Consider the following 19472-nt stretch of genomic DNA (forward strand, 5'->3'; position numbering starts at 1 on the left):
CGTGCTGGCCGAGGGGAGCCTACTGGGGCAACAAGGCCGCAGGGTCCAGCTGCCAGAAGCGGACGTGAATGGTGGCGTCCTTGCGGATGGTGTCGCCGTGATTGGTGGAGGCCCACCCAATCTTGTTGGCGTCAATCGGGTTCGTCGTGGGGATGCGCTCACCCACGTCGAGGGAACCGGTCCAGCCCTTGGCGCGCAGCGCGGACTCGGCGTCCGCCTGCGTGGAATGCAGCAGGTCAGGCGCCTGGATCATCATGCCATTGGACACCTCCAGGTTCACCGTGGAGCCCTTGGGCAGCTTCCGATCCTTCTCCGCCACGGAGAGGACCTGTCCCTCCTGCTTCTCGGAGTCGATGGACGTGACGTTGACCTCGAAGTCCATGGAGGACAGCATCTCTACCGCGCTGTCCCGATCCATGCCGGCGACGTCCGGGACGCTGACTTCCTTCTGGCCCTTGGACACCGTCAGGCGCACCTTCGAGCCCTTGGCCAGCTGCGTGCCGCCGGACGGGTTCTGCGAGATGACCTCGCCGGCGGGGGCGTCGTCGTTGACTTCCTTGATGTCGTCGTCGAGCTCCAGGGAGGCGTCGCCAAGCGCTTGCACTGCCTGCTCCTGCGTCATGCCGGTGACATCGGGGACGTCGACAAGCTCCTTGCCGGAGGAGACGGTGAGTGTGACCGTGGAGTTCTTCTGCAGCTCCGAGCCCTCCGCCGGGTTGATGCGGATGACCTTGCCGCGGGCAATATCCGGGTTCGGCTCTTCATTCACCGTCACCAGCAGGCCGAGCTTTTCCAGCTCCTGGACCACCTCGTTGCGCGGGCGGTCCGCCACCTTCGGCACGGTGACCATCTCGGTCTTCCGCTCGGCTTCGCGCTGCGCCTGTTCCTGCTCGTGCTCCTGTTGCTTGGAGCTGTCCCAGAAGTCCCACGCAAAGTAGCCGATGATGGCCAGCAGCGCGGCGGCCAGGAGTGCTGCCAGCCACTTCAGGCCGGAGCCGCCCTCCTCGTCCTCCGGGGAGGGGCGGGTCGACGCCACCGGCGCGCGGTGCTGCGCGGAAACCGGCGCCACCATGGTGGTGGGGTGATCGTCCTCGCCCACGTGGGAGCGCGCTGCCTCCGGCAGCTGGCCCCGGGACAAAAGATCCAGGTCGTTGCCCATCTCCCATGCCGCCTGGTAGCGGTCGGCCGGGTGCTTGGCCATGGCGGTGAGCACCACCGCATCCAGGTTGAGACGCTGCTGCTGCGACAGGTTCTGATCCGCAATAAGCTCCGACGGCGGGGTGGGATCTTCCTGCACGTGCTGGTAGGCCACCGCAAAGGGGGTCTCGCCCTCGAAGGGGGTGCGACCCGTGACGGCTTCATACATGACGCAGCCGAGGGCGTAGACGTCCGAGCGGGCGTCGGCAGGCTTGCCCCGGGCTTGTTCGGGGGAGAGGTACTGCGCGGTGCCGATCACGGCGGAGGTCTGGGTCATCGCGGACGTCGAATCATCGAGTGCCCGGGCGATGCCGAAGTCCATCACCTTCACCTGGCCGGTGTTGGTGAGCATGATGTTGGCCGGCTTGATATCGCGGTGAATGATGCCCGCCTCGTGGGAGGCTTGCAGGGCATCCGCCACCGGCTTGAGCACGCGGGCGGCCTCCTCCACCGGCATGGGGCCGTCCTCCCGGATGATGTCCCGCAGGGTGCGGCCCTGGACGTACTCCATGACGATGTAGGGCACCGCCAGGCCGTCGACGTCCTTCTCGCCGGTATCGAAAACGGCGACGATGTTGGGGTGGTTCAGCTTGCCCGAGTTCTGGGCCTCGCGGCGGAAGCGCTCACGGAAGTTGACGTCCCGCGCCATGTCGGGGCGCAGCATCTTCACGGCGACGGTGCGGCCCAAGACAGAGTCGTCGGCCTCGTACACCTCGGACATGCCACCGGAGCCGATGGACTGACGCAGATGGTAGCGATCACTGACCATGGTGCTTACTGGCCTCCCTGTAGTGCGGAATCTTCGGTGGGGTCGCCCTGTGAGTTTAGTGCGATCCCGGAGACTGGGCTGTCATTGACCTGCGGTTGGGTCTCCTCCGGGGCCGGGGCCGGGACCTCCTCCGTGGGCTGCTCCACGTGGGTGGGCTGCGCCGGCTTCTGCGAGGTGCGCGTGGGGCGCGGTTGCTCGCTTGGCGACGTCTCCGGGGCCACCGAGTGCGTCGTCGTCACCGTGACCTGGGTGGGGCTTTCCTCCACGGTGGTGGTCTCCGCCGCGGAGGTCTCTTCCGTCGGATCCTCCTCCGTCGTCTCCGGGGTGACGGTCTCGGTGACGATGATCTCGGTGGGCTGGTCCGGGGTGGAGGGCACGGCCGGGTCGGTGGGGGCGGAGGAATCGGAGAAAAACTTATAGCCCATCAGCCCGATAGCCACGAGCGCGGCGATGGCCACGGCGATGAGCAGGCCCACGCCGAAGCCGCCCTTCTTCTTTTTCTGTGGCGCCTGCGGCGGCTGGGGGCGCGCCGGGGCAGGCGGCTGCGCGGCTCCGGCCTGCGCGCCGGTAGGCGGGACGGCCGGGTGCACCGTGGTGGGGTTGGCCATGCTGGCCAGCATCTCCGTAGACGCGGAGGGGGAGGGCTCGGCGGCCAGCGGCGCGAGTGCCGCGGACTTGGGCTGCGGCGGGCGCTGGCCCTGGCGCACGGCGGAGATGGCGTTGGTGAACTCGTTGCCGTCGGCAAAGCGGGTGCCCGGGTCCTTGCGCAGGGCCATGCCGATGAGCTCGCGGGCGGGCGCGCTAATCGACGTCGACAAGGGCTCCGGCGCCTGATTAATGTGCGCCAGCGCCACCGATACCGAGGAATCGCCCGTAAAGGGGCGCTTGCCCGCCAGCATCTCGTAGCCCACCACGCCCAGCGAGTACACGTCCGAGGCCGGCGTGACATCAAGGCCCTGCGCCTGCTCCGGGGAGACGTACTGCGCGGTGCCGACGACCATGCCGGTGCGCGTGAGCGGGACTGCGGCCGCGGCCTTGGCGATGCCAAAGTCGGTGATCTTAACTTGCCCGTTCTGGGTGATCATGAGGTTGCCCGGCTTGATATCGCGGTGCACCAAGCCCATGTGGTGGATGGCGGACAGGCCGTGGGAGGCCTGCTCCATGACGTCGAGCGCCAGCGTTTCCGGCAGCGCCTTCTCGCGCGCCAGGAGATCCGCCAGGGACTCGCCGCGGATGTACTCCAGCGCCATGTAGCAGAAGGTGCGGCCGTTGTCTTCCAGCTCCCGGTAGTCGTAGGTGGCCACGACGTTGTCGGAATTGATGGACTCCGCTGCCTCCGCCTCGTTGCGGAAGCGGGAGAGGAACTCATTGTTGTCGGAGAACTCCGGGCGCAGGACCTTGATGGCCACCTCGCGGTCGTGGCGGACGTCGTCCGCCAGCCACACCGTGGACATGCCGCCGTGGCCGATGATCCACTGCAGCTGGTAGTCCGCACCGATCAGTGCCTGCAGATGCTCTTTGTTGTCAGCGCTATTCACTACTGCTCACCTCCGTATGCGCGCAGGATAGCGCGCCCAATGGGGCCGGAAACCTGGCCGCCGGTAGCGCCCTCACCCAGGTGGCCGCCGTCCTTGACCACGACGCCCACCGCGATGTCCTTGTCCGGGTCGAAGGCCACGTACCACACGTGCGGGGCCAGGCCCTCGCCGTGCTCGGCCGTGCCCGTCTTCGAGGCAAAGCCGTTGCCGTCGTAGGCGAACGTGGAGCGCTCGGAGGCGAACATGAGGTTCTTGATGGTTTCCGCCGTGTTCTCATCCACGGCCTCGGCCGCCTGGCGCGGCTGCGTGGTGCGCAGCTCGTTCATCTGGCCGTCGGTGATGCGGTTGATGAGGTAGGGCTCCATGCGCTTGCCCTTGTTGGCGATGGTGCCGGCCATGATGGCGGCCTGGAGCGCGGACATGGTGACGTCGCGCTGGCCGATGGCGGACTGGGCCACCTGGGCGCCGTCGCCCAGCTCACCCAGGGTGCCGGCAGAACTGTCGACGCCCAGCGAGTAGTCATCGCCCACACCGAAACCGTCGGCGTACTTGCGCAGCTCGTCCGCGCCGATCTGCTCCGACATCTGGACGAACGCGGTGTTGCAGGACAGCGCGAAGGCGGTCTGCAGGTTAACGCTCTGGGCACCGCCGCAGGCCTGGTTTCCGTAGTTGGTCAGCTCCGTCACGGAGTCCGGCAGCGTAATCGACGCCTCGCCCGTCAGCGTGGACTCTGGCGTGAAGCCGTTGTTGAGGCCCGCGGCGGTGGTGATGATCTTGAAAATGGAGCCCGGGGGCAGGGTTTCCTGCGTGGCGTGGTTGATGAGTGGCTTGCCGTCCTGCTCCTGCAGTTCGGACCACTTCTCATCCGCCTGGTCCCCCATGAGATCGGAGGCGTTGTAGCTGGGGGAGGAGGCCATGGCCAGAATCTTGCCGGTCGAGGGCTGGATGGCCACAGCGGAGCCGTTGTAGCCCGCGCCGGCCAGATGGTCGTAGGCCGCCTGCTGCAGGGCCGGGTCGATGGTGACCTCCACGTTCGCACCCACCTGCGGCTTGCCGGAGAGCACGTCGAGCCAGTTGCGGGCCAGCAGCGAATCGTCCTTGCCGTTGAGGACGTCATTCTGCGAAGCCTCCAGCTGGGAGGCGCCAAAGCGCTCCGACAAGTAGCCGGTGACGTTGGAGAAGGCCGGCGAATCGGTGGGGTAGGAGCGGGAGTAGTTCCCCTCGGCGTCGGCAGTAGACTGCGCCAGCACCGTGTCGCCCGCAAAGATCTGGCCGCGTGGGGTGGTGCGCATCTCCATGTAGCCGCGCACGTTCCGGGAGTTGTGCGCGTACTTGTCCGTAGAAAAGGCCTGCACCACCGTGAGGTTCACCAGCAGCACAGCGGTGAGAAGGACAGCGAAAAGAGAGACGAGGCGGATCGACTTATTCATCGCGTAGCCTCCTGGATGGCGGGGAACATGGACGTATCAGTAGGCGCATTGGACGTGAGCTCGCGCGCCGGGCGGCGGGCCGCGTTGGAAATGCGCAGCAGGATGGCCAACAGCATGTAGTTGGCCATGAGGGAAGAACCACCCGCGGACATGAACGGCGTGGTCAGACCCGTCATGGGCAACAGCGCCGAAATGCCGCCGGTGACCACGAAGACCTGCACGGCCAACGTCAGCGACAGGCCGGAGGCAACCAGCTTGCCGTAGGTATCGCGGCAGGTGAGCGCGGCGCGGAAGCCGCGGGAGGCCAGCATGGCAAACAGGATCAGAACCGCGGCGAGTCCGATGAGTCCAAACTCCTCACCGATACCCGCCAGGATGAAGTCCGAGTGCGCCACCGGCACCATGTCTGGGTGGCCCTGACCCAGGCCGGATCCCGTGATGCCGCCAGAGGACATGCCGAACAGCGCCTGGGAGAGCTGGTAGCCGGTGGTGTCATAGTTGCCCAGCGGATCCAGGAAGTTGGAGAAGCGCTGCTGAATCTTGTCCGAAATCTGGTAGATGCCAAAGCCGCCGACGCCCACCAGAATCACGCCGATGAGCAGCCAGCTCACGCGGTTGGTGGCCATGAACAGCATGCCCAGCACCGTGCTGAAGAGCAGCAGGGCGGGGCCGAAGTCGTTGGAGATGCCCATGATGACGATCGCGATGCCCCAGATCACCAGGATGGGCGCGAGGTCACGCAGGCGGGGCAGGGACAGGCCCAGGAACTTGTAGCCGGCCACGGTAAACAGGGAACGCTTCTGGGTAAGCAGCATGGCGAAGAACAAGATCAGCAGGATCTTGGAGAACTCACCCGGCTGGATGGAGAAGGGCCCCAGCCACAGCCAGATGCGGGCCTCCACGCCCGGCGGCTGCGGCCACACCAGCGGCAGTGCGAGCAGAATGAGGCCCAGCGCACCCAAAATGTAGGAGTAGCGCGTCAGCGAGCGGTGATCCCGCAGCAGTACTAGCACCAGGGCAAAGAGGATGAGTCCCACGATGGTCCACATGACCTGGCGGACGGCGAGCCCGCCGCCGCTGGCCAGATCCAGGCGCTGCAGCATGATAAGGCCCGTGCCGTTGAGCACCGCCACGATGGGCAGCATGATCTGGTCCGCGAAGGGCGCCAAGAAGCACAAAACCAGGTGGGCCACGGCGAAGACGCCGATGAACCCGCCGATGAGGTAGAGCACGTCGAGTGTTAGCACATTGCCCTGGGAGAGTTCCAGGCTAACCAGGGTGATGGCGAAGACGATCGTGGCCAGCACCAGCAGGCCGAACTCGGTCCCGCGTGAAAGAAGCTTGCTCACTTACTTCACCTCCCGGCAGTTTCCTTGCTTTTGTGGCTTCTGTGTCTGCTTGTTCGACGAGCTGGAATCCTTCTTCGCGCTATCTTTCGTGTCCTTCGAGCTCGTGCTGCAGGGCTTGAGCGCCTTGTCCGACAGCCGCGAGAGCTGCGTTTGCACCTCGTCGTAGGATCCGCCGTCGAGGTTGCCCACGGCGGCGCGCTCGGATTCCGGAAGCGCCTGGAGGGTAAACGGCGCGAAGTCCTCGGCGCACTCGTCCGCGCCCAGCCGCAGCGCGTTGTCCTTGCTTAAGCACGCGTGCTGATAGGTCTGGTGCAGCGGGCGGCCGAAGAGGTCAAAGTCCGCGCCCTTCTGGATGGTGAGCACGTCGTCCTCACCGGTGGCCACGTAGTAGTGGCTGCCCAGGTAGTTCTTCATCCACAGTCCGCCGCTGATGACGAGCACCAGAACCACTGCCAGGGCGGCAATAACCTTCCACCCGATGCGACGCCGACGGGACGCTGGCCGCTGCGGGGAGGCAGTGCCCGAGGACGTGCTTGAGGCAGTGCTCTCGGAACCTTCGGAATCCTGGGTGTCCGAAGCGCCTTCGGGGGTCGTGCCCTCAGCGGCCTGCGCTTTTGGGGGCGAGATGAGCTTGGCGGCGCGGCTGGCGGAAGAATCCGGGTGGGATTCCTCCGGGACCACGCCCTGAACAGCACCCACGGTCAGTGGGGTGGGGTCCTTCTCCGGTGCGCCCTCGACCACCTCGGCCAAGACCACGGTGACGTTGTCCGGCCCGCCGGAGCGCAGCGCGAGGTCCCGCAGCATGGCCGCGGCCTCCTCTACCGAACCCTGCTTCAGCGCCTGCTCGATGGTGGCGGAGGTCACCGGGTCGGAAAGACCGTCGGAGCACAGCATGATCCGGTCGCCCACCTGTGCGTCAAGCGTAAACAGAGTGGGCTCTACCGGGCGCCCGGTGTAGGCCTTGAGGATCAGGGACTTCTGCGGGTGGGAGGAGACATCCTCTGGGTCGAGCTTGCCCTCGTCCACCAAGGACTGGACATAGGTATCGTCCTTGGTGATCTGCTCCAGCTCCCCGTCGCGCAGGCGGTAGCCGCGCGAATCACCCACGTGGCACACGCCGAACTCGGCGCCATTGAACAGCATTGCCGTGAGCGTGGTGCCCATGCCCTCGGTCTCCGGGTGCTTGCCCACGTGCTCGCGGATGGCCGCGTTGGCGTCCTCGGCGGCGGCGCCGAGGAGAGCAAGCATGTCGTTGTCGCCGGGATCGCGCTCCAGTGAGGACATGTGCTCCACCATCGTGGTGGAGGCAACTTCGCCGGCGGCGTGGCCCCCCATGCCGTCGGCAAGCACGAGCAAATGCGGGCCCGCATGGGCCGAATCCTCGTTGTTGCCGCGGACCAAGCCGCGGTCAGTCACTGCAGTAAATTTCAGGCTAAAAGTCATGCCATCAACCTCACGGTCGTTCGGCCAATCTTGATATCAGACCCCACGCCTACGCGTTCCGGCTGGTCAATGCGGGCACCGCCCACGAAGGTGCCGTTGCGGGATTCCAGGTCCTCCACGAACCACTCGCTGCCGCGGCGGAACAGGCGCGCGTGATGCCCGGAGGAGAAATCATCCCCGGTGACAAAGTCGCAGTCCTGCGCGCGGCCCATCGTGCAATCCTCCAGCGTGCCCAGCTCCATGTGGGAGCCGCGCAGGGGGCCTTCCACGATCGTGATTTCACGCGGCGCTTCTCGACGCCTCTGTGACCCCTTCACCGGGGTCGGTGCCTGATACACGCCGGCGGCCTTATTGGCGTCCCGGCGCATGGCGTTGAGCGCGACCAAGATAAACAGCCATAGCAACACCAGCAGGCCGATGCGCAGCGAGAGCAGCACGATCGAGTCCATGGAAAATCCTTACGCTAGACGGTGTGGGGCTTAGTAGTTCTGGTTCTCTAGGCCCGTGATGCGGACCTCGATGTGGGAGTGGCCGAGGGTGATCACGTCACCATCGGCCAGCAGCCAGTTCTCAATCGGGGTGTCATTGACCGTGGTGCCGTTGGTGGACTGGAGGTCCACCAGCACCGCGTCCTGACCGTTCCACGTGATCTCCGCGTGCTGGCGGGAAACACCCGTATCCGGCAGGCGCAGGTCCGCGTCGTTGCTGCGGCCGAGGATATTCGACCCCTCCTGTACGTGGTAGACCCGCGAGGAGCCGTCCTGCAGCATGAGGGTTACCGCCGGGCCCTGCGGGGTGGGCGCCGGATCGTTCGGGTTCGGCACCATGAAAGCGGTGGTGGCTGCCTCGTCGGCGTTGTGCGGCTGGGTCATAGAGTCCTCCTGACCATGGTCGTGGTGGAAAATCGCATCGAATCCCGTTTCCTCAGTGGGCTCGTGGTCCAAAAAGGACGACACGCGCAGCTGCCCCGTGCGCAGGCCCGACTCCTCCGCAATCCGCACGATGACCGGCCCCGCGAGGGACCAGCCGCTGTTGCGGATGAAGCGAGTGAGTTGGTCAGACAGATCCGAAGGAATATCCCGATCTTGAGAGAGGTTCTCAATGTCCTTGGAGGACACACCGACGGTCATGACGTTGGGGCTGTACAGCTTGCTGTCATCACCGCGGGACAGGTTGTCCTGTGCCTCCTGCTTGAGCAGCTCCTCAATTTCTGCGGGGACGACCTTGCCGCCAAAGACAAAGGCCATGCCGTTGTCCAGTCCGCGCTGCAGGGAGGAATCCAGCTTGGCGAGTTTCTCGAGCAATGTCATGGGGAAGTGCCGTCCTCCTTTCAGGGTGTTCCAGGGAAATGTTGCACTGCGTTGGTGGAATACAGCGATATAGCAGGAACAGTATAGGTGGCTTTCCTCTATTTAACGTAGACGCGCGCGGCAAAGTTCCCTGTGTATTGGGGAAAAATCTCCAGTTTGCCAGCGGATTTGTTCAATATGCGGGACTGCGTGCTAGAGTTAGCTAGTCGCCAAGACATCAATACCCTGCCCGGGTGGCGGAATTGGCAGACGCGCTGGCTTCAGGTGCCAGTGTCCTTATAGGACGTGCGGGTTCAAGTCCCGCCCCGGGCACGCTGTGACGGCCCCGCTTTCTCGTTGAGAGTGCGGGGCTGTCGTCGTTTCGGGAAGGCCGACGTTCAGGACGTCGTACACGGTAATTAGGGGCCAGAAGTTCAAAATTTTTCGCCCTTATCTACCGTGAACGACAGCGGGTATCCGCAACGTCCCGAGTTCTCCGAGGGACAGGCAGCTGTGCGGGCCAAGATCGTGTCCCGTTTGCGGGCTTTCAACACAATAGCCGGGACCTAGTTCTGGCCTGTGATGTCTAGCGACATTTTGGACACGGAGTCCAGGATGTTTTTGGACGGGATGTCTAGTGGCTTTTTGGACGTTTGCGGCGGTGGAATAGCCGGATGGCTATTCCATTGCATAAGCGTAGAAAGGTCGCAGATTTCGATCCCGTTCGTGACGGCAAGACGGTCACACAGTTTTGCAAAGAATTGGGAATCTCGCGGCAGACGTACCACAACATCAAAAGCCGGATAGCGCAGAAGGGTCGGGCAGGCATTGTGCCGGATTCGACTGCCCCGAAGAATCCGATTAAGAAATTCCACGAGGCCGACAAAATCGCAGTCGTCCACGCCAGGCAGGAGTTGATGGAGCAAGGCTTGGATTATGGGCCTTGGTCGATCTACTACTTCTTGTTCGACACTGTAGGTCCAGATTCCACACCGTCGCGTTCTACAATCGCCTCGTGGCTTCATGAGCTGGGATTCGTTGATGCCAACGCCCGCAAACGGCCACGCAGCTCCTATAAGCGCTTCGCCCGCGCTCTCGTCGGTGAACTCTGGCAGATCGATGGACTGGTCTATCGCCTCTTTGACCACGCCCACACACATGTCACGATTTACCAGGTTATCGATGATGCCAGCAGGTTCGATGTCGGAACCACAGCGTTCGCTCTGCCAGAAAACGGTACTGATGCGCGCGCTGTGCTGGCCGCAGCGTTCGCCGCCTACGGCAAGCCCCAAGAAATCCTTTCCGACAATGGCGATGCGTTTGCCACCTATCACCGTGGTTTTCTCTCTGCTACTGAAACTTGGCTCGCCAGCCAAGGCGTTCTTGCTATTGCTGGTTTCGCCCCGACAACCCAGGGAAAAGACGAGCGCTCTCACCGCACGTTGACCCAGTTCCTCGATGCACGCCACCCAGTTAGCCTTGCTGAGGTCAACGCCTATCTGGCTGAATATCGCCAGGTGTACAACGAGCGACGACGGCATCAATCACTGCTGGTCGGCAAAATGCACATCACACCACGCCAGGCTTTCGATACCTTCCCCAAGGCACCGTCGCCTACGCATCCACTCGATCCTGAGCAGGTCTGGGCCCGCGTAGTCGCCTACAACCAGGCTCACAATCCACACGCTGTACCCGAAATGCTAAACGGCCCCGTGGAAGCGGCAACTTCACACGAGGCCAGCACCGATGACATGGCAGCTCAGCAGGGCATACCTTCCACCGATACCCCCACACTAACGGTGCCGACGACAAATTCAACAAACCATTGGGGCATCCCAGACCAGCTCTGCGTGAGCAAAGATGGCGTTGTACGCGTGTGCGGCTTCGGTCTCTACATTGGTCTGAGGTTTAAAAACCGCAGGCTCTACTCCACGGTCACAGCCGATAACGTTGCGGAGTTTTACACGGCCCATGACGGTGAATTCCTCTTCAGCGTGCCGCTGCCAATCACGTTGAGCCACAGGCCACCAGGTGGCCAGATCAACATCAACCTCGTTGAAGGAATGAAACATCGCCAACCACCGCGGATGAACCCGAAACTATCCAAACCCCGGCCGAAACGCAGGCCATAACCATAAACCGCTAGAAGTGTCCAAGAACTCCATGGATTCCGTGTCCAAGAAGACACCGGACTCCATGTCCAAAAACCCTATGGACATAACAGACCTAGTTCTGGCCTCAGTTATCGTTAGTTGTTAGCGACACACCTAGAACTGCTCCTGAAGGCGCTAGAAGTACCAGCGCTGAGCCTCGCACGGGCATACTCTCAGAGCCCCCACTTCGGTGCGGAAAGCCGCAGAGGATCGATGTCTCGAGACATCGCTTTTCGTCGTGTCTGGGCAGTTTTAGCTTCCGGGTTTTCTACCGGATCGATGTGGTGAGACATTGGTGCTGGTTGGACCGGAACGATCTCATGAGACATGCGGAACGATGTCTCCGAACCAGACACCGCCCCGGGCACGCTGAGCAGTTGTACAAACTGCGACACCGGCGGTAACAAACTCGAAAGGGTTTGTGATCTCCGGTTTCTTCTATTTTTATGTGAGATCATGCCGAGAATCGTACCTGTGGGGATGGAGTGGGAGAGCCCTAGGTATGGCGGCTGATTGGGTATCTGGAACCCATCGGGTTGGCTTTTGTAGTCGTCAACTTCGTGGCATCAAAGTCGAATAGGCCTTTGCAGAATTTCCTGGAGCCGCAGATTTTCCTCGCTTGCCAACATTCTTAGGTGGTCTTGTCTCATGTGGGATGCGTCAGACATTGGCGAGATGTTTGTTTATGCAGGCAATCGAATGACAACAAAGGGCAGGTCTGTAATCATCTTGAATACTGATGTTTTCAGAGTAGATCCTTGGGATAGGTGTCGATTTGGGGTAGTTGGTCCGTACTCCATGAGTCTTCCTAAGGAAGTCGAGCTAGCACTGAAATATGAGGTCGCCTACCTTCGGAATCACGAGTATCGACGGAGATCACTTGAAAACCCGCAGACTCCAAATAGGTAACCAATCCCTCTTCCGACCAGTAGAAGGCCTCTGTGATCGCATGGTTAAACGAAACGCCCTGCTGCCCTAGGAACGCCCCGATAAGGAGAGTTCCTTTCGGTTTGAGGACCCTAGAAAACTCTCTTAAAGCTGCGCGGCGTTCTTTTGGTGTCATATGGATGAGTGAATACCAAGCAAGGATCCCGTCGAATCTAGAAGATTCGAACGGCATATCCAAAAGGTTACCTGTCTCGAAGGTGGCTAGAGGAAATCGCTGGCGTGCCGAGTCAACAAATTCTGGAACTATATCGAGACCCGTGACGTCACAGCCCAAACTACGCAGGAGTTCAGTCCAATGACCTGGCCCTGAACCAGCATCAAGCAAAGGAGCATGAATATTCATCCCCCAATCAGTTATAAGGTTAACGTCTAGTGGATCCATGCTGTCGACATCACCTAGCGCCGCAACGTATTCGAAAGCCCGCTCTGCATATGACTGCCGCACCCGCACTTTATCTCCCATCATTTCTTGTTGGCTGGGTATTCAACGGAGACCTAGCAGACAACGCTGCGACTGGGTAAATCGGCGACAACAAAGAGCTCCAATGGTAAAAATCTATCGTGACCCATAGCGATCAAGCAGAAAGAATAGTCAGTCAACAACGCATGACCATAAAAATAGGTCTCATAGATCCAGAGTAGCCAGTGAGCTTCAGGCAGTGTCGATGGCGGTGGATGCCGGAGTAGGCGTAGTGTGTTCCTCCTTCGACTCGGTCGGAGCCAGGTGAGCCGGATCCAGATCAATGCGGCGCAACAGCTGGGCGTTCAGGGCCACCACGATGGTCGAGGCAGACATCAAGATCGCGCCCACGGCCGGGGACAGCACGAACCCGATCGAGGCGAGCACTCCGGCGGCCAGCGGCACGGCGAGGATGTTGTAGCCAGAGGCCCAGATCAGGTTCTGGATCATCTTGCGGTAGCTGGCCTGGGACAGCTCAATCATCGACAGCACTGCCCGCGGGTCATCACTGGCTAGGACCACCCCGGCAGATTCCATGGCCACATCCGTGCCGGCACCGATGGCGATACCGACCTCCGCGCGGGTCAGAGCGGGGGCGTCATTGACACCGTCACCGACCATGGCCACGCTCAAACCCCGGTCCTGCAGATGCATGACCTTGGTGTCTTTGTCCTGGGGCAGGACCTCGGCGAAGACCTCATCAATGCCTAGGTCCTGACCAACCGCCTGGGCCACCTGCTGCGCGTCGCCGGTGATCATCGCGACCTTCACCCCGCGGTCCTGCAGGGCTTTCACAGCGGCGCGGGATTCGGGGCGGATCTTGTCCTCGACGGCCACCGCACCGATAATCTGACCGTCGCGGACAATATGGAGCACACCGGCCCCACGCCCGGTCCAGGCGCTGGTGGTGTCGGTGAGCTCGGCCGGGGTGGTGAGGTTGAACTCGCGCAGCATGTTCGGCCCGCCCACGAGGATCTCAGCGCCATCAACAGTGGCCCGGACCCCCCGGCCGGAGGCGGCGCTGAAACCAGTTGCACGGATTTGCCGACGGGAGGCCTCGGGATGGGCGGCCGCGGCCGCCACGATGGCGCGGGCCACGGGGTGCTCGCTGTCGGCCTCCGCGGCGGCGGCCAGGGCCAGCAGCTCGCCCTCGGTGACGCCGGCAGCTGCCGCGACACCGGTGACCGCGTGCGCACCCTCGGTCAGGGTGCCGGTTTTGTCGAAGAGCACCACGTCGATGGTGCGCATCCGCTCGAGCGTCATCCGGTCCTTGATGAGTACCCCGGACTTCGCGGCCCGCTCGCTGGAGATCGCAATGACCAGAGGAATCGCCAGGCCCAGGGCATGCGGGCAGGCGATGACCAGCACCGTGACCGTGCGCACCACGGCATCGTCCGGGCTGCCGATAATGGTCCACACCACCGCGGTGATCAGAGCGGAGATCAGCGCGAACCAGAACAACAACGCCGCCGCCCGATCCGCCAGGGCCTGGGCCCGGGAGGAGGACTCCTGGGCGTCGGCAACCATGCGTTGGATCCCGGCCAGGGCGGTGTCCCCGCCGGTAGCCTCCACCCGGATGCGGACGGTGTTGTCGGTGGCCACGGTACCGGCGACCACCTTGTCACCGGTGTCGCGGAAGACGGGACGGGATTCGCCGGTGATCATCGCCTCATCGAATTCAGCGGCTCCGTCGAGGATGGTTCCGTCGGCCGGCACCCGGGCACCGGCCCTCACCAGCACGACGTCGTCGACGACCAGCTCGGAGATGGCCACGGTGCGGGTGGTCCCGTCGATGACTTTCTCGGCCTCATCCGGCAGCAGGGCAGCCAGCGCGTCAAGCGCGGAGGACGCGGCCCCGAGAGCGGACATCTCCAGCCAGTGGCCCAGCAGCATGATGGTCACCAGCAGGGCCAGCTCCCACCAGAAGTCCAGATCAAAACCGCCCAGCCCCAGAGTGGTGACCCAGGAGGCGACAAACGCCACGGTGATGGCCATGGCGATCAGGAGCATCATCCCGGGTTGGCGGGATTTCAGTTCTTTCCATCCGCCCTTGAGGAAAGGCGTTCCGCCGTAGACGAAGATGATCGTGCCCAGCACCGGGGGGATCCAGGTGGATCCGGGGAATGCCGGGAGGTGGTAGCCGAGCAGGTCGGCGACCATGGGACTGAAAATAACGACGGGAATGGATAAAATCAGCGACCACCAGAAGCGGTCCCGAAACATTGCGGTGCTGTGTCCGGCGTGTTCGCCGTGACCATGAACGTGGTGGTCTTCGTCCAGGGCGGAGTGCGGGTGATCGTGGGGCATCGCCTGGCCGTGGGTGTCGGCATCTGCGTGGTGTTCGTGGCTGGCATGATCCGGGTGGTGGGTGTGGTCTGTTTCCGGAGCGGGGTGATCACCATGGTGATCACCCGAATGGTGGGGAGTGCTCATGACGTTCCTTTCGCTCAACCCGGTCGGGGTCGAGATGATGGGTAAAACTGATCAGGATAAGACGGTGTAGCCGGCCTCCTCGATGGCCCGGCGAACCATCTTCGGAGGTACGACACCGGTGACCGTGACGGTGGAAACTCCACCAGCAGCGAGATCAATCTGGACGTCGTCGACCTGGGGGAGGGCCTGAAGGGCCTGGGTCACGCTTTTCGCGCAGTGCCCGCAGGTCAGGCCGGTGACCTGGTAGCTAGGGGAGGACCCTCCTGCCGACGAGTCGCTGGTGGCAGGGATGGAGGCGGTGTCGGTACGTGAGGCAGGTCCGCAACAGTTGCAGCCGTGGGAGGCCATCGGCAAGATGCGGGGCGTGGAGGTGATCATGGGAAAGCTCCTTCGGTTCGGTGGGGTGCGGCGATGCCGCTCTCTAGCGTTTACCCCCTAGGGGTATATTTTCAGCATACCCCCTAGGGGTATATTTTCAAGGGGTGGAGGGCACAGCCCTCACGCGGGGCAGGGTCCTCACCTGCGCCTGTCTCCCGTGTCACTGAAATCTTGTACCAAGGAAGGTTAAATCATGACGAACGCGTTTTCCCGACGACAGTTTCTGCTCGGCGGACTCGTCCTCGCCGGCACCGGGGCCGTGGCCGCCTGCACCAGCGACCCTGGACCTGCTGCCTCGGCACCAGGTTCCTCCCTTCGCCCCACTCCCACCCCCACTGCACTCGGTGAGCCGACGGTGCGCCGGACACTGACCGCCCGGCCCCTCTCTCTGGATATCGGCGGCATCGAAGCCAAGACGTGGGGATACGTCTCTGACACCGGGGATGCGGCCATTGAGGCCACCGCCGGCGACGTCCTCCAGGTCGATATCACCAATGAACTGCCTGAGAGCACCTCCATCCACTGGCATGGCATCGCACTCCACAACGCAGCCGACGGTGTGCCCGGCATGACCCAGGACCCCATTGAACCTGGCGAGTCTTTCTCCTATGTTTTTGAAGTCCCCCACGGTGGCACCTACTTCTACCATTCCCACACCGGCCTGCAGCTTGATCGCGGCCTCCACGCCCCACTGATCATCCGTGACCCGCAAGACGCTGAGGACCAGGACGTCGAGTGGACCATCGTGCTCGACGACTGGGTCGATGGCATTCAGGGCACTCCCGACGATGAGCTCGACAAGCTCACCGGAATGGGTTCGGGCGACCATAACGGGAGGATGAGAATGGGAGGTCACGGCCATATGATGCACGGCACCCCGGACCGGGTACTGGGCGGGGATGCCGGCGATGTGATGTATCCGCACTACCTCATCAACGGACGTATCCCCCGTGCTCACCGGACCTTCGAGGCTCGCCCGGGCGACAAGGCCCGCCTGCGGTTTATCAACTCCGGCGGTGACACCATCTTCAAGGTGGCCCTCGGTGGTCACCGCATGACCGTCACCCACACCGACGGCTTCCCTGTCCAGCCCAGGGAGACCGAATCGATCTACCTGTCGATGGGCGAGCGTGTCGACGTCGAGGTCATCCTCGGCGACGGCATCTTCCCGCTCACGGCTTTGGCGGTGGGTAAGGACGACCGCGCCTTCGCCGTCATCCGCACCGCCGGCGGCCAGGCCCCCCACCCCGATGTCGACTTCCCCGAGTTGTCGTCCACCGGACTGCTTCTGTCCTCCCTGAAGCCAGCAGACCGTGCACTCCTGCCCGAGGGCACACCAGACCGAGAAGTCAGCATCGACCTGGGCGGGCAGATGATGCCGTATGAATGGAGCATTCTCACCGACGGCCAATCCTCCTCCGCGACCGTGCAGGAGGGCCAGCGCCTGCGGATGGTCATGCGCAACAGGACCATGATGCCCCATCCCATGCACATCCACGGCCACACGTGGGCGCTGCCCGGCAGCGGCGGACTACGCAAGGACACCGTCCTTCTCCGCCACGGTGAAACCATGATCGCCGACCTGATCGCTGACAACCCCGGTGAGTGGGCATTTCACTGCCATAACGCCTATCACATGGAAACCGGGATGGTCAGCTCGCTTCGCTACGAGTAACCCCCACAGCAGGGTTGAGTGCCGAGGTGGGCGGGGGTGAACCGAAAATAACGTTAGCAGTCACGTCGGAGGGGCCCACTAGAGTGATTCTTCCCCCTTGCCTTGAAAGCTGCCCATGAGGGGAAACATACAACGAGATACTCGTGGCTGTTCTCAATTCCGTCGACTTTCCCTGCCTACGCCCTAACTGGCGCGAACAAGCAGTTTGCACTGAAGTGCCCCGCCGTTTTGCTGCCTTGGTCGGCTTTAGTTGGACCGCCCGCAAGGCAAAAGAAAAGCACCGGAGCTAGCATTCCCCTCAATGGAATTCCGCGCGGCGATGGAAGGCGCATTGAAAATCACATGTTCAGCTGCGCTTGGTTGACCCGAGTATTTCCTCTTTCAGTTCGTGAACGCCGAACGGGACTAGGGGCACGAATCTATTGGATTTAATCTAGTTGACCAAAGGCGCGGGCAAGAGTGAGAGCGAGGACGGTTCTATCGGACGCCCTCATCTTGCGCAGTAGGACGGACACATGGTTCTTTACGGTGCCTTCGGCCAAGTAGAGAATTTCAGCGATTTCCTTGTTGTTCTTTCCTTCCGCAACAAGGGTCGCGACTTTACGCTCTGCACGCGTCAAGATGGTGACTCCCTCCACGGGCGCAGGCTTTCTAGATGATGGACTGCAGCTCGCGTTTGTTGGTTGGTGCAGCATACGGGCAATACGGGGATCGAGGACGATGCCGCCGCTGGCGGCGGCATCGATCGCTTCCGCGAGATGATTGGCATCAATGTCTTTGAGTAGATAGCCTGCAGCACCAGCATCGATGAGTGAGCGGACCAGTGTGGCGTCGTCGAAGGTGGTGAGAACCAGTACGGGAACATGAGGGTAGTGCGTCGCACACTCGCGTACGACAGCGAGCCCATCGAAGCCAGGCATGACCGCATCTGTGACGACAATGTCGGGTGCAAAAGCATCGATCAGGGAGCCCACCTTTGTTCCATCGGTAGTAGTTGCGACGACTTCGCACTCGTCGATGGTGTCGAAGATTAAGGTGAGGCCACGGAGAAGCAGCTCATGGTCATCGATGAGAATTACTCGGTTAGGCATACGTTGATCTGTCCTTCTGTTGGCAGCTAGTCACAGGCAGCTCGATACTGAGAAGAAATCCATCAGCAATTCCCCCGTGCCCCGAAACGAGGACTCGTCCGCCAAGCGCTTCGGCCCGTTCTTGTAGCGAGCGAATACCGAAGCCAGCCTCCGAGTCATCAGAACCTGGGCCGTTGTCGGAAACCGACATAGTGATGACGTTGAGATCGCTGTCAAAAATCACGGATATGCGTGCCGTGGTGGCGCTTGCACTATGTCGGACCACGTTGGTTAAGGTCTCTTGTGCCGCAGCGAGAAAAAAGCTTTCCGCGAGAGGTGTGAGTTGTGGGGCGTTTGACGCTACTGCTACCTCAACGGTCAGTGCGGTAGAAGAAAAGGAGTTTCCCAACGCAGTCAGTGCATCATAAAATCCTTCGGATTCTAAACGAATAGGGTGGAGGGCCCGCACGACAGTGCGCATATCGTCGAGCGCTGCAATTGTTGTTTCGCGTGCATGAGTGATCTCTTCGGCGGCGCGTTGTGGGTTTTTCGCTATCATGCGTTGGGAAAAATCCAAGCTCATGCTGATGGCCGTGAGCCGATGTCCTAAACCATCATGCAAAGCTGCTGCAATGCGTCCGCGTTCTTCTGAGAGTGTGAGCTCACGGGCGGTCTCGATGGAGTGCCGTAGCTGTTCATTTGCGTCGGCGAGTTCTGCAGCCCGGTGGGCTTTCTCCACAGCATCGGTGGCTGCCGTACGGGCGAGGCGTGCAAGAAAGACACCGATTGCTATCAGCGAGAACGCCGCTAGAGTTTCAGTAATAATTCTGCTGACGCTAGAGCCGGCGACGACATGGATTCCGGCTGAGCGTGTCAAGACAGGGATTAGACCGTAGATGATTCCAGCACGCAACGACTGGACAATGACTACGGCCACGACCCCAAGCCAGATTACTACCAGCGAGGATGAGTTATTCGCGGTGAGGAATACAACTAGGGCCGACGCAGCGAAGCACCACGTAGCCGCAGTGAGAGGCAGGCGCTTTTTTACCGCGTGCGACCACCAGATTTCAGAGCCAAGATAAAGCGTCAGGGCAACGAGTTGGGGGATCATGGCCTGGGGAGTATCCCAGCGCACAATAGCGAGAATCATAAACACCGCTAACGGGCTGAGAAAAGCTAGAAAAGGCTGCGCAAGCATGGCGACGTCATGTGTCGACGCAACATACGTAGACGGAGCAATTTGGCGAGCTCGGGAGGGCATAGGACTAATCCTAGACCGGCCGACCCATGACGCGGGTCATGTATTTTGCGACCTGAAGTCATGACGGGAGACACTT

At 62.0% G+C, this 19472-nt stretch carries 14 protein-coding genes and 1 tRNA gene; 3 read left to right on the forward strand and 12 right to left on the reverse strand.

All coding sequences use genetic code 11. From position 1 onward, the window contains the following. Positions 1-19: 19 nt before the first annotated feature. From pknB to ACLI1P_RS00175, 7 genes are read right to left on the reverse strand one after another with little or no spacing between them, the layout of a single operon-like run. Positions 20-1966: a Stk1 family PASTA domain-containing Ser/Thr kinase gene (gene pknB / locus ACLI1P_RS00145; protein ID WP_411709101.1), complete on the reverse strand. Its 1947-nt coding sequence runs from the start codon at positions 1964-1966 to the stop codon at positions 20-22. 5 nt (positions 1967-1971) lie between these two features. Further along, positions 1972-3504: a protein kinase domain-containing protein gene (locus tag ACLI1P_RS00150; protein ID WP_411709102.1), complete on the reverse strand. Its 1533-nt coding sequence runs from the start codon at positions 3502-3504 to the stop codon at positions 1972-1974. Beyond that, a complete protein-coding gene (locus ACLI1P_RS00155; RefSeq protein WP_411709103.1) occupies positions 3504-4934 on the reverse strand; it encodes a penicillin-binding transpeptidase domain-containing protein in 1431 nt (476 codons plus the stop codon). The genes ACLI1P_RS00150 and ACLI1P_RS00155 overlap by 1 nt, the downstream gene beginning before the upstream one ends. After that, positions 4931-6283, reverse strand: coding sequence for an FtsW/RodA/SpoVE family cell cycle protein (locus ACLI1P_RS00160; RefSeq protein WP_411709104.1), 1353 nt, complete (start codon positions 6281-6283; stop codon positions 4931-4933). The genes ACLI1P_RS00155 and ACLI1P_RS00160 overlap by 4 nt, the downstream gene beginning before the upstream one ends. Beyond that, positions 6284-7726: a PP2C family protein-serine/threonine phosphatase gene (locus tag ACLI1P_RS00165; RefSeq protein WP_411709105.1), complete on the reverse strand. Its 1443-nt coding sequence runs from the start codon at positions 7724-7726 to the stop codon at positions 6284-6286. Then, a complete protein-coding gene (locus ACLI1P_RS00170; RefSeq protein WP_408929847.1) occupies positions 7723-8175 on the reverse strand; it encodes an FHA domain-containing protein in 453 nt (150 codons plus the stop codon). Before ACLI1P_RS00170 ends, ACLI1P_RS00165 begins: the two co-directional genes overlap by 4 nt. 30 nt (positions 8176-8205) lie before the next feature. Continuing rightward, positions 8206-9036 carry a DUF3662 and FHA domain-containing protein gene (locus ACLI1P_RS00175; protein ID WP_411709106.1) on the reverse strand — a complete coding sequence of 277 codons (831 nt, stop codon included), beginning with the start codon at positions 9034-9036 and terminating at the stop codon, positions 8206-8208. 227 nt (positions 9037-9263) lie between these two features. Between ACLI1P_RS00175 and ACLI1P_RS00180 the strand changes: the two genes are divergently transcribed. Further along, positions 9264-9348: transfer RNA gene (locus ACLI1P_RS00180), tRNA-Leu, on the forward strand. A 341-nt stretch (positions 9349-9689) separates the two neighbouring features. Beyond that, positions 9690-11147, forward strand: coding sequence for an integrase core domain-containing protein (locus ACLI1P_RS00185; protein ID WP_408929761.1), 1458 nt, complete (start codon positions 9690-9692; stop codon positions 11145-11147). An 829-nt stretch (positions 11148-11976) separates the two neighbouring features. Here the strand turns inward: ACLI1P_RS00185 and ACLI1P_RS00190 are convergent. The 3 genes from ACLI1P_RS00190 to ACLI1P_RS00200 form a co-directional block, all read right to left on the reverse strand. Then, entirely contained in the window at positions 11977-12582 is a 606-nt protein-coding gene (locus ACLI1P_RS00190; RefSeq protein WP_411709107.1) for a class I SAM-dependent methyltransferase, read from the reverse strand. A 186-nt stretch (positions 12583-12768) separates the two neighbouring features. Beyond that, positions 12769-15009 (reverse strand): copper-translocating P-type ATPase, encoded by a 2241-nt coding sequence (locus ACLI1P_RS00195; protein ID WP_411709108.1) that lies wholly within the window; start codon positions 15007-15009, stop codon positions 12769-12771. Positions 15010-15060: 51 nt separating this feature from the next. Further along, positions 15061-15387, reverse strand: a complete 327-nt coding sequence (locus tag ACLI1P_RS00200) for a heavy-metal-associated domain-containing protein (protein WP_408929852.1) — start codon at positions 15385-15387, stop codon at positions 15061-15063. A 193-nt stretch (positions 15388-15580) separates the two neighbouring features. Here ACLI1P_RS00200 and ACLI1P_RS00205 point away from each other — a divergent pair, with 193 nt between their 5' ends. Continuing rightward, positions 15581-17062, forward strand: coding sequence for a multicopper oxidase domain-containing protein (locus ACLI1P_RS00205; RefSeq protein ID WP_411709109.1), 1482 nt, complete (start codon positions 15581-15583; stop codon positions 17060-17062). Positions 17063-17490: 428 nt separating this feature from the next. Here ACLI1P_RS00205 and ACLI1P_RS00210 read toward each other — a convergent pair whose 3' ends face one another. Both ACLI1P_RS00210 and ACLI1P_RS00215 read right to left on the reverse strand, forming a co-directional pair. Further along, complete coding sequence (locus tag ACLI1P_RS00210) at positions 17491-18153, reverse strand: response regulator (RefSeq protein ID WP_306508197.1); 663 nt, start codon at positions 18151-18153, stop codon at positions 17491-17493. Then, positions 18146-19333 (reverse strand): sensor histidine kinase, encoded by a 1188-nt coding sequence (locus tag ACLI1P_RS00215; RefSeq protein WP_411709110.1) that lies wholly within the window; start codon positions 19331-19333, stop codon positions 18146-18148. Before ACLI1P_RS00215 ends, ACLI1P_RS00210 begins: the two co-directional genes overlap by 8 nt. Positions 19334-19472 lie beyond the last annotated feature (139 nt).

Source organism: Corynebacterium tardum (assembly GCF_046717785.1).
Lineage (GTDB): Bacteria > Actinomycetota > Actinomycetes > Mycobacteriales > Mycobacteriaceae > Corynebacterium.

Excerpts from the sequence above, each read along its gene's own strand:
- pknB (WP_411709101.1), bottom strand. The coding sequence starts at position 1,966 with ATGGTCAGTGATCGCTACCATCTGCGTCAGTCCATCGGCTCCGGTGGC.
- ACLI1P_RS00155 (WP_411709103.1), bottom strand. The coding sequence starts at position 4,934 with ATGAATAAGTCGATCCGCCTCGTCTCTCTTTTCGCTGTCCTTCTCACC.
- ACLI1P_RS00165 (WP_411709105.1), bottom strand. The coding sequence starts at position 7,726 with ATGACTTTTAGCCTGAAATTTACTGCAGTGACTGACCGCGGCTTGGTC.
- ACLI1P_RS00170 (WP_408929847.1), bottom strand. The coding sequence starts at position 8,175 with ATGGACTCGATCGTGCTGCTCTCGCTGCGCATCGGCCTGCTGGTGTTG.
- ACLI1P_RS00175 (WP_411709106.1), bottom strand. The coding sequence starts at position 9,036 with ATGACATTGCTCGAGAAACTCGCCAAGCTGGATTCCTCCCTGCAGCGC.
- ACLI1P_RS00185 (WP_408929761.1), top strand. The coding sequence starts at position 9,690 with ATGGCTATTCCATTGCATAAGCGTAGAAAGGTCGCAGATTTCGATCCC.
- ACLI1P_RS00190 (WP_411709107.1), bottom strand. The coding sequence starts at position 12,582 with ATGATGGGAGATAAAGTGCGGGTGCGGCAGTCATATGCAGAGCGGGCT.
- ACLI1P_RS00195 (WP_411709108.1), bottom strand. The coding sequence starts at position 15,009 with ATGAGCACTCCCCACCATTCGGGTGATCACCATGGTGATCACCCCGCT.
- ACLI1P_RS00200 (WP_408929852.1), bottom strand. The coding sequence starts at position 15,387 with ATGATCACCTCCACGCCCCGCATCTTGCCGATGGCCTCCCACGGCTGC.
- ACLI1P_RS00205 (WP_411709109.1), top strand. The coding sequence starts at position 15,581 with ATGACGAACGCGTTTTCCCGACGACAGTTTCTGCTCGGCGGACTCGTC.
- ACLI1P_RS00210 (WP_306508197.1), bottom strand. The coding sequence starts at position 18,153 with ATGCCTAACCGAGTAATTCTCATCGATGACCATGAGCTGCTTCTCCGT.
- ACLI1P_RS00215 (WP_411709110.1), bottom strand. The coding sequence starts at position 19,333 with ATGCTTGCGCAGCCTTTTCTAGCTTTTCTCAGCCCGTTAGCGGTGTTT.